The 10537-nt window shown below is 46.6% G+C and carries 10 protein-coding genes and 1 pseudogene; 7 read left to right on the forward strand and 4 right to left on the reverse strand.

Translation table 11 applies throughout. The features are described 5' to 3' along the window. Positions 1–919: DUF3103 family protein (locus tag BZJ21_RS14325; RefSeq protein WP_101494601.1), on the forward strand; the 919-nt coding region annotated here is incomplete at its 5' end. A 1442-nt stretch (positions 920–2361) separates the two neighbouring features. On the opposite strand, the pseudogene BZJ21_RS14330 reads toward BZJ21_RS14325, so the two are convergent. Next, positions 2362–2541 (reverse strand): annotated as a pseudogene (locus BZJ21_RS14330) (HipA N-terminal domain-containing protein); the annotation flags it as partial. Next, positions 2534–2869: a helix-turn-helix domain-containing protein gene (locus BZJ21_RS14335; protein ID WP_077660136.1), complete on the reverse strand. Its 336-nt coding sequence runs from the start codon at positions 2867–2869 to the stop codon at positions 2534–2536. The pseudogene BZJ21_RS14330 and the gene BZJ21_RS14335, both read right to left, overlap by 8 nt. 552 nt (positions 2870–3421) lie before the next feature. Here BZJ21_RS14335 and BZJ21_RS14340 point away from each other — a divergent pair. The 5 genes from BZJ21_RS14340 (at position 3422) to BZJ21_RS14360 (ending at position 7702) form a co-directional block, all read left to right on the forward strand. Continuing rightward, complete coding sequence (locus BZJ21_RS14340; RefSeq protein WP_077670145.1) at positions 3422–4660, forward strand: site-specific integrase; 1239 nt, start codon at positions 3422–3424, stop codon at positions 4658–4660. 36 nt (positions 4661–4696) lie between these two features. Continuing rightward, positions 4697–5590, forward strand: a complete 894-nt coding sequence (locus tag BZJ21_RS14345; protein ID WP_077670146.1) for a hypothetical protein — start codon at positions 4697–4699, stop codon at positions 5588–5590. 91 nt (positions 5591–5681) lie between these two features. Beyond that, entirely contained in the window at positions 5682–5924 is a 243-nt protein-coding gene (locus tag BZJ21_RS14350) for a helix-turn-helix transcriptional regulator (RefSeq protein ID WP_074213514.1), read from the forward strand. Then, positions 5917–6180 carry a hypothetical protein gene (locus BZJ21_RS14355; RefSeq protein WP_077670147.1) on the forward strand — a complete coding sequence of 88 codons (264 nt, stop codon included), beginning with the start codon at positions 5917–5919 and terminating at the stop codon, positions 6178–6180. Before BZJ21_RS14350 ends, BZJ21_RS14355 begins: the two co-directional genes overlap by 8 nt. After that, positions 6164–7702, forward strand: coding sequence for a replication endonuclease (locus BZJ21_RS14360; RefSeq protein WP_077670148.1), 1539 nt, complete (start codon positions 6164–6166; stop codon positions 7700–7702). Before BZJ21_RS14355 ends, BZJ21_RS14360 begins: the two co-directional genes overlap by 17 nt. A 546-nt stretch (positions 7703–8248) precedes the next feature. Here BZJ21_RS14360 and BZJ21_RS16805 read toward each other — a convergent pair. Further along, positions 8249–8380 carry a hypothetical protein gene (locus BZJ21_RS16805; protein WP_269087444.1) on the reverse strand — a complete coding sequence of 44 codons (132 nt, stop codon included), beginning with the start codon at positions 8378–8380 and terminating at the stop codon, positions 8249–8251. A 232-nt stretch (positions 8381–8612) separates the two neighbouring features. Here BZJ21_RS16805 and BZJ21_RS14365 point away from each other — a divergent pair, with 232 nt between their 5' ends. Next, positions 8613–9950: a nucleotide-binding domain-containing protein gene (locus BZJ21_RS14365; protein ID WP_077670149.1), complete on the forward strand. Its 1338-nt coding sequence runs from the start codon at positions 8613–8615 to the stop codon at positions 9948–9950. Here BZJ21_RS14365 and BZJ21_RS14370 read toward each other — a convergent pair. Further along, positions 9943–10356 (reverse strand): hypothetical protein, encoded by a 414-nt coding sequence (locus tag BZJ21_RS14370; RefSeq protein WP_236719576.1) that lies wholly within the window; start codon positions 10354–10356, stop codon positions 9943–9945. The two genes, BZJ21_RS14365 and BZJ21_RS14370, sit on opposite strands and share 8 nt — an antisense overlap. Positions 10357–10537: the final 181 nt, after the last annotated feature.

A 10537-nucleotide genomic window follows, 5' to 3' on the forward strand; every position in this document is an offset into this window, starting at 1 on the left:
GAGCTACCTCAGCGAGAAGAGAGCTGTGATGTCAGCGATTTATTGCCCTATAACAAAGCGCCCATTCAATCACCAGGCGGGTAGAAATACCCGCTTACGCTTAGCCGACCCAAGCATGCTCGCGCGTTGGCAAGCCGGCCAAGCGCCTTTGTTTGCCTTTGAGCCGGCCGGTGATGAAAAAAGCTGGACCCAGATTGAGGCCTTTGACACTGAGGGCAACACCCACTGGCTCGACGTTTATCAAATGCCTGACCGCCCCGTGTTAGTGATTGATACAGACGGCAAAGCGGCATTAAAAGCCGGATTGGAAGTGATGCGTCGCACCTTGGCGGAGCAGAACCCAGCACCACGGATGCGTCGTAGTGCACGCATGATGGCACAAGCCCCAGCCCAACCCATTGACACCACAGTGCTAAAAACCATCCGTCTGGCCGACGATAAAGAACCGTGGATCTCCGGCGCGGCAGAAGTGTATGCCATTGTCACCGGCGTGAACCCCAGCCGCGATGAACCGACGCTCGACATTGTCGATATGCCGTATTTGGATTACGACAAAACCACCTATTACCCCAACCAAGTGATGATCCATTGGGATCGTTATCGCTGGGGCGCGGCAGACGTGATCTTAATGGAGCAAGACGACGGCACCAACTACAAAGAGCTGGCGCTGAAACTTAACGAGGTGGCGAGCGACATCCTAGTCGCGATCCCCGACTTGGAAGCGCAAGCCTATGGCGTGGTCACGCAAATCACCGGAAAAATCATCGAAGCCATCCCCGACGGCTGGCTGACCAACGATGATGACTTTGTTGATGTGTACTACACCCTGCTTAAAGGCCGTGCATACCCAGACCAATACGGCGCCGGCGGCAATGCCATGGCAACCTGGGAGCCACTGACCATTGAGCCGACTCAATAACACAGGCTTGGTTTCATTGAGTGAGATAAACAAAACGCAGCCTCAGGGCTGCGTTTTTTCACTGTGACTTTACTGCCCTGGATCTCTATTACTCGTTCCCACGCTCCTGCGTGGGAATGCATACAAGACTTGAACCATGAACAGAAGTCGTGACAACATCATCAAGCCGCACTTGTCGAGTTTGGTTACTCTGATTCTGCTGAACGGATCTCTGTTCTTACACGATCTAACACCGTGGCCAATGTTAGTTGGCCACTACAATGACAAAATTTATACATCGATGGTGCCATTGGCGTAGGTGACACAAGCCCCTGCAAGATGTCAACTATGATGCATTATGCCACCTGGGCGCCAGTTGCACTGCGCCTGTTACGATTGGCGCCAAATTTAACATCGAGGTTAATCTTTGGCTTTGGTGTCCGATGGCGCCGTGCAACGGGCGCGCGGCGGAAATCACACCCAGCTTGCGCGATCGAGAAGGCGCTTATACCGACCTACGCGATATTCAGGATTTTTGAATACAGAACGCTTTACTCGTTCCCACGCTCCTGCGTGGAAATACATACGGAACTTAAGCCATCACCAGAGATCGTGACAAAATCATCAAGCCGCACTTGTCGAGTTTGGTTACTCTGATTCTGCTAAACGGCTCCTGTTCTTACACGCTCTAATACCGTGGCCAATTTTAGTGGGCAATTACAATGACAAAATTTATACATCGATGGTGCCATTGGCGTAGGTGACACAAGCCCCGGCAAGATGTCAACTATGATGCATTATGCCACCTGGGCGCCAGTTGCGCTGCGCCTGTTACGATTGGCGCCAAATTTAACATCGAGGTTAATCTTTGGCTTTGGTGTCGGATGGCGCGCGGCGGAAATCACACCCAGCTTGCGCGATCGAGAAGGCGCTTATGCCGACCTACGCGATATTCAGGATTTTTGAATACAGAACGCTTCGCTTACAGAGTACAGAAAAGAGCAGATCGTGCTCGAATCGGGGCTCAGCTCTTTCTGTATTCGGTATTCCGTAATCCGTAATCCGTCAAATGATCCCATTGGCGTAGGTGACACAAGCCCCGGTAAGATGTCAACTATGATGCGCTATGCCACCTGGGCGCCTGTCACGTTTGGCGCCAAATTTAACATCGAGGTTAATCTTTGGCTTTGATGTCGGATGGCGCGCGGCCCACATCGTGATAATGATTGGTATTGTGCTGGCGCTTATACCGACCTACGCGTACTTTACGTTGGTGGTGGCATTGGCGACGCTTACTCGTTCCCACGCTCCTGCGTGGGAATGCATACGGAACTTAAGCCATGACTAGAGATCGTGACAAAATCATCAGGCCGCACTTGTCGAGTTTGGTTACTCTGATTCTGCTGAACGGGTCCTTGTTCTTACACGATCTAACACCGTGGCCAATGTTAGTGGGCCATTACAATACTACGTGGAGAAGCCTGATCAACGAAAGGGATGTGTGGTGAAATCGGGAACCCCGTGTGTTTCCATTCATCTTCATAGATGAATGAGAACTCTGTTTCTGTTCCGACGGGGAGAATCAAACGGCCAATTTTGGTATTCGTACCGATAAATACATCTAACTGTTGTAACTTACTCATACCAACCGTCCTCACTGCTTATCACGCTGTTTTCCGCTTGGGAGATTATTTGGCTATGTGGACGAGCAAATAGGTTTAGGTCGATAAGGCGTAAAGACAACCCTAAGATGTCCATGAGGACAAGTACATTGGCAAAGGTGACACTGGTATCGCCTTTTTCTATCTTCATGACTGTTCTGCGAGATAAATTGGCTTTTGAAGCGAGATCATCAATACGCCAGCCTCTATCGGTGCGCTTTGAGCGAATAGCGCTCCCCAGCGTTTCCATACTGAACTCAGTATTCAAATCAGGCATAGGTTGTGCCTTTACCATCTTGCCTTTTTTCATAAGTGCCTTTTAGTGTACTTTTGTCACTTTTAAGTTCGCCTCACCATATAAGTTCACTATAACTCACTTTTGTCGTGAATGTATAAGAACTTATCTAAAAGTGTAATTTAAGTTACTTATGTTTGGTTTGCGAGTTCAATCTATCTTTGTGCTCTATGGGAGAGATTTATCCGCCAGAAGGACACATTTGGCAACAGCGTAGTATTCGAATTAGTATTGGGAGAAGACAGGGAAGAGTGCGTGATCGGGGCTTACCTGACCCAAAATCGTCAGGTACAAAAAAAGGTTAGTAAACACTACGCTTACTAACCTTCTAGAATCTGGTGGCCCCTCCCAGACTTGAACTGGGGACCAATCGATTATGAGACGCTTTTTGGGTGTTTTTGCATGAATCGCAGTGAACAAAGAAGAACAATCTAACCCAATAATATCATGTGTTTATGTCGTTTTCTTTGTTTTTCCTTGTTCATCAAAATTCATGGAAGTATGATTGATTTGCTACATATATGCTACACAGAAATCGATGGGTAGACAGCAAGGACGCAAAGCATCATGCCTCTTAAAAAGAAGATCACCGCGAGCAGTATCAAGCAGTTCTCGGTTGAGGATAAACGCATCAACGATACCGAGATTCATGGCTTTCATGCTCGTATCTCAGCAACGGGGCGCATTGTTTACTACCTCTACTACCGACATGATGGCAAACAGGTTAACTACAAGCTCGGAACGGCGCACGACCTAACCCCAGCTCAAGCGCGTGACCTTGCCAAACAAAAGGCAGGTGACGTTGCCAAAGGGAACAACGTGCATGATGAAAGGAAGCAAGCGCGCCAAGAAAGCCAACGCCGCAAACACCTCAAACTCCCCGTTTACCTAGACGAGCGATACCTACCCTACTTGCAAACCCGTAACCCGAAAACGGCTCAGCGTATTGTGAACCACATAAAAAGCCGCTTTGCGTTTTTGATGGATAAAGAGCTCGACCAAATTACCGCATGGGAAGTCGAGAAGTGGCGGAGCGAACAGCGGAAAAAGGGTAAAGCCGCATCAACAATTAATCACAGTGTGAACTCACTTAAAGGCGCATTATCTCGCGCCGTTGAATGGGGATTAATCGAATCACACGAACTCACCAAAGTGAAAGCCATCAAGGCCGACAATACCCGCCTACGCTATCTCACCGACATGGAAGAGAAGCGATTACGGCATGCTATCAAGCATCGCGACCAAGATATTCGCCTAGCTCGCCGTTCGGCCAATGAGCATAGGGCTATACGTAATTATTCGTTGTATCCATGCTTAGATGATGCCACGTTTGTGGATTATGTAGAGCCTCTCATCCTGTTAGCTATCAATACGGGGCTGCGCCGAGGCGAACTACTCAACCTAGAGTGGCGTGATATCTATTTTTCCGAACGCTATTTGCAAGTGCGCGGCGGGAATGCAAAATCAAAAGAAAGCCGCATCGTGCCACTCAATAATGAGGCCTATAACACACTGGCAAGCTGGCGAGAGCAAAACCCCGAGGCCATCTACATATTTGAGGGCAAAAACGGCCAACCGCTCACCGACGTTAAAAAGCCGTGGGAAACCGTGTTAGGGCTGGCTGGTATTGAAGGATTTAACTTCCACGACCTCCGACACCATTTTGCCAGTAAGCTAGTGATGGCAGGCGTCGACCTCAATACCGTTCGGGAGCTACTAGGCCACGCCGACCTAAAAATGACGCTAAGGTATGCCCACCTAGCGCCAGAGCATAAGGCAGCGGCTGTTAGCCTTATTGGGGGCTAATAGATGTTAATTGGAATAACAGATAAAGAGTATTAGATGCAAAACCGTCGCTTTTACCGCCTAGATGAAATCCACGATGTCACCTCTATTACCAAAGGCGACCTATTGGCCGCTGTCGAGCAAGGGGAACTTTCCCTGTGCGCTTGGGTAGATGAAAAATCGATGGGAGCGATGCTTGCGGCCGAAGAGGGCCATAGGCCTGCACTGGCAAACCTGTTCGCCTACAAGGGCGTAATAGGCCTAACACAAGACCAGTCAATAGCCTGTGTTCATTCAAAAACCGCCCCTATTCGTCACGCCCAAATATTGGAACCTGACCACGTAAGCCACTGGCGAGAGGTCAAAAACGATTTCCCAGACGCCGAGAACGGCCCATTTACTCGGGTATCCTCCCTGCCCCAGAGGCCTGCAGCCCCCTTTATGGCCTATGGGGCCATAGGCACCAAGGCGACCTATGGGCAAGAAGCGAGGCAACTAGCCCAAGCAGGCCCAGAGGAATGGAATCGTCAGGGGTTTTCAGGCCTATGGGACGCCCTAGCCAAAACAGGTAGGGCGTTAGAGGCCAAGCCATTAGCAATAGAGGCTGACCAATTGCGGTTTGATTTGCAGGCCGTCAATGCCGCCTTTGACCTACGCCCTGAGGGCGAAACAGGCCGAAGTATTTCTATCCCTGATATCAGCAAAATTGAAACCCACCCAATTAAAGTCATGATCCGTAAAGTATTAGCAGTGGATCGCGACGCTGAAGCCCGCAAGGTTTTGTATGCCATCAGGCGAGACCATGAAAATAACGCTCACCAGATTGACGAGGATGGCCTCATTGTGGAGATAGGCCATGACAGTGTCGAATGGTTTGGCATAGATGATACAAATCGGATCAATTACAAGACCTTCTCCAACTACGTCTCAGCGGTACGTAAAACGCTTTAGCTAAAAACTCTCCCAACCAGCGTCCCAACCAGCGTCCCAAGCTAGTTGGGACGCTTACGGTATCTCCCAACGAACACACGGAGATATCGTTATGCACACAGAACACACCCAAAAACGCGCATACACAGAACAAGAAACCGCTGCTTATATCGGTATGAGCCGTTCTTTCCTGCGTCAATCACGCATGGAAGGCCATCGACTCAACCGCACCGAAGCGCCACCATTTATCAAAATTGGCCGAGCGGTACGTTACCTCAAAGAAGATTTGGATAACTGGTTAGATCAGCACCGCAAACAGGCTCACCTCAGCTATGGAGAGCGTGAGCATGCCTAAGCTGAATAAACATCAACAATCGGTTATCCGTGCGATGCAAGAGGGGCATTGGTTTCAGCTATGTGCCGATTATCGCGTCAATAAGGCCGGATACATTGGCTCAACAGGGTTTGATATGAAATTAAACCCACGCACTGTCTTTAAGCTCTATCGAGAAAAACTCATCACATACCGAACCATCTACCCCTACGGTATCAAGTGGTATGTTTTTGAGCTCACAGCAGCAGGGAGGGCATTGGATGTTAGCCATTCCTGAAACTGAATTTGCTCAAATTGACTGGGATGATAAGGCGTTCGTGAAAGAGCGCCTTTGTCGCTTGCCGGATAAAGCGCAAAAAATCCTGTTCAAACACTATCGCGCCATTTCCAACAAGCAAGCGCGAAACACCTACCTACGCGAGCTCACCGACAGCCTGATGAGCAAGCTCACCGTGTCGCCCGAAAAGCTAAACCTCAATATTTCAGAAGACGCCTTGCGAGAAGAAGCGGAAAACCTTGTTGATTCCGCACTGGCGATTAGGCGTGAATTAATGGGGGACGAACAGCAAACAATCACAACCCTTCACGCCCTATGTGCCAGCTTTGGCGTGCTGCCTCCCGATGAGGAAAAATACACCCTAGAGGGTCGGCTGCGTCGTATGTCCGATAAATCATGGTGGCTGCGCAAGCTGCGAAAAGCCCAGCGTAAGAACATTGAAACCGTGATGCGACACCTCAATGAGGTAAACCGTCGCAAGTCTATCTACTGCTCCGAAGAAACCCTAAGCGCCCGCGCTTCTCAAAAGTTTCATCAAGAGCAATACCTTGCGAATACGACTGTTACCAATCAACTAGGGCAAAGCTTTAGCCTGCTGGAGTTATCGAAAAAGGGCGTTGCTGATCCGAAAATTCGCAAAACCGAGCTCATGGTGAGGGCGCGAGGCTTTGAAGACCTAGCCAATGAGCTCGGCCATGTGGCGACCTTTCTCACTATTACTTGCCCGTCTAAATACCACCGCAGCTATGCGACAACGGGCGATGAAAACCCGAAATGGGGAGGCTATACGCCTGCTGAGGCTCAGGATTACCTCAATGATATTTGGAAACTTATGCGTGCCAAGCTACATCGCGAGGAAGTGCGATTCTATGGCTTTCGCGTTGTGGAGCCACAGCACGACGGTACACCCCATTGGCATTTATTGTTGTTCGTCGAACCTGCGCATTACGACACCCTCATCACTACCATGAGAGATTACGCTTTACGGGAAGATGGCGACGAAACAGGCGCCGAGCAGCACCGCTTTACGGAAGTAAAGATTGACCCTAACAAGGGCTCAGCGACGGGGTATATCGCGAAATACATCTCAAAAAACATCGACGGTGATCATCTTGATGCAGGTATCTACGGTGAAGACCCGAAATGTGCAGCGGCGCGCGTCGATGCATGGGCGGCATGCTGGAGCATTCGCCAATTTCAACAACTGGGAGGGTGTTCGGTGACGGTTTGGCGTGAATTACGCCGCTTAAAGGCAATGATGACAGAAAGTCAGCTAGTGCAAGATATCCACGACGCAGCCGACAAAGGCAACTGGAAAAGCTTTACAGATCTGATGGGTGGCGTATTCTGCAAGCGCACAGAGCAAGCTATAGCCCCTCATTATGAGCTGGCTTTTGATACTGATACAGGCGTGGTGAAAACGTCCATGTATAGCGAAGACGAGCTTTTAAATGTGCTTAAAGGCATCTCAGCAGGCGGAAAGGCCATCATCACCCGCACCAACGAATGGCATCTGTCTTGAAGACAGATGCGCTTTTACTTGGAGTTCTGTGAATAACTGTATTTTATTGAGTATAGGCAACGTCGAACACATCCTAACGCCTCGCACAGGCGAAGATGAAATGGGGAAGCTTTCAGGTAACTGCTGGCAAAGCTGAGCCCAACAAGGCGCAGAGCGTGGACTACCTTAGCAGGAGGAATTACTCAAGCTTCTTAAGCGTTTGTACGCACCGTAAGTGCATCATCAAATATTGAATAATAGTTCCATTCAACCGCTTTCAGTTTGAAGTATAGTGAATATTGGGCTGTCTTTTTGCCCATTTTATAGACTGGCATACTGATCTCTTCAGGTCGTCGATGCGTGTCCAGTAAAACGGATCAAGTCCAAGTTCCGTTTAAGTGCCTTATTATGTGAACATTGTTACTGTTAAGAAAGTGCTATCAGAAGATAGCACTTTAGATTAACCCTACTGTAATAGACTCTTCGTTGAGTGCGTGCTGATAGTATGTGTAATCTCATCTGCGTTTTTGTTTTCAAAATGGCGATCTAATTTTTCTGACACGCCTTTTAAGTCATTACTGTTGATGCTTTTAAAGCAAATTTTGGATCAACACCCGCATCCATTAAATCAGATGCAATTTCGTCTTTTGTGTCTAACGCGGTGTCGACCCAAGTTTGAACACCAGCTTTCATGCTCATATTACTAGTCTTTAATGTTATGGCAGGATTGCCAGTAATTTAGATAGGTACGTTCAAAAATACTTCAAGGGCAGAGTTCACATAACATCATATTAATGTCTACCTGTATTACCAAGATGTTTCATAGATCATTTATGGTGAGTTGATTTGTATGACCAACCTAAAAATGCATGTTTTTTTTGCGTACTTGTATGGTATGCTATGTAGATAATATTAACTTCAGAGTGGTTTTATGTTAGAGAAAAGTGTTCGTCGCCTTTACGAGGCACAAAAGAGTAAAACCATCTTAAAATCTCAGATAGGTAATGAAAACCATGACCACCTATATGCATCAAATGATGTAGCTCTTGAGTCTGCTTTTAACGATGGAATGCCAACTTCAATAGCTGAAGAGTACGCAATCCAAAGAGATATAAGACCCTACTTTGGTAAAGCGGGGATCAATACATCCGTTATTGGAGCACCGCCTGACTTTGCGATGCTAGCTCATAGCGAAGGAAGAACAATCAAACACTATGCTTGTACTCTTTTCTTTGATATTAAGGGCTCGACTAGGCTGTCTCTACTGTATGACTTAGAAAAAGTTGTTGCGATCAAAAATACTGCACTGAAGACCTGTATTGAAGTGATTCGCGCATTTGATGGACATGTGCACAGGTTGATGGGGGATGCAGTTATGGCCTTTTTTAGCTCAAAAGATGCTCTCCCTGAGAATGTAATCATCGATGCTATGAACTGTGCTGTAACATTAAAAGCAGTCATAGATAATACTCTTAAAGCATGGTTTAAAGATGAAGGTTTTGATATTCAAGATTTTGGTTTTAGAGTTGGGTGTGATTTTGGAAACGATGAAAAGGTCATTTGGACTAACTATGGTTACTCTTCTGTTGGGGAGGTAACAGCTACAGGTCTAAGTGTAGACATGGCATCTAAACTTCAGAGTCTTTCAAAACGAAATCAAACCATGCTCGGGCAAGGATTGCTTGATTTTATTGACTGGCCTGAAGAGTTTAGTGAAATCAAAAAATCTCGTGGAGAAGAAAAAAAAGTCGTAGAGCCAAATATTACCGATGCTTATGGATGTCCACTCAACTATAAGATGCGTATTCTTCAATACGACAAATTCTTATCATTTTCTTCGTTGCCAATTTCTTTTAGACGTGAAATTAGCAGCCAAGTTACATATCAAAACGAATTGAGCTTTTTTTGTTCCATCGATGAAAGTGGAGCTACACGTTATAATTCGGCGGCCTACTTTCTAGATAAGAATTCTTCACTCTATTTCTTCTTAAAGGTGCCTCAATATCAGGATGTTAGATACCCTCTTACAGTTAAGTTAAAAAAGACAAACTATGGGAAAGAAGCCGAGGAAGCTGAGCAAAGCGGTTTTGAAGACATTAATCCGCTTAAATTCTACAAATGTGATGCGAGTGAAGTTGGTAGTGATTATTACTTCTATGTCAGATATGAAGAAACAAGATATAGAGGCATTCATACCATGGAATGTGAAGTACGAGATGCCCTAAACCGTAAGCTGCTAAAAGACACTGTTGGTGTACTAATTAAGTAAATGTGGTGAAAAAAGAAACTAAAGCAAGTCCCAAAACTGATGTACACAAACTGATATATAACCACTTTAGGCTTGCTTTAAAATTTTTGACTTTACCCATGCATATTTTAGAGCAAATCCAATGATTTTCGATGATGTCTTTATCAAGGTTGTCCCTTTTATTAAGCTCAAGGAAATACTGATAGTATTCTTCATGAGAGTTGAATGATGCAGTAAGGGATGCAAACGAAATCACCGATTTTGACTCAGATGGTTCAACATTTGGGCTAAAAACGGCTTTAATTTTGCTAAACCAGATAGCCCAAAGCACTAACGATACCCCTATGATTGCGACTAAAAGTGGCGCATTAAGCTTATTGGATTCTGATGCGATCAAACTATAGAAGAGAGTTGCATATATCCCCATAAACGTAATTCCAGCAGCTAGTGTAAACGAAGCTTTTTGATCAAGTGCAAGAATATAACTATCTGTTCTTCGTAAAGCCTCGAACCGAGTTTCCGCACCTAATTTAGGAATAAACCGCTTCGTATAACTGGCCCAACAATTTCAGTAATCGTCGTTGATGCTCTCGTACACCGGTTATGAA

Origin of the sequence: Salinivibrio costicola subsp. alcaliphilus (assembly GCF_001996185.1) — a bacterium.
GTDB classification, from domain to species: Bacteria; Pseudomonadota; Gammaproteobacteria; order Enterobacterales; family Vibrionaceae; genus Salinivibrio; species Salinivibrio costicola.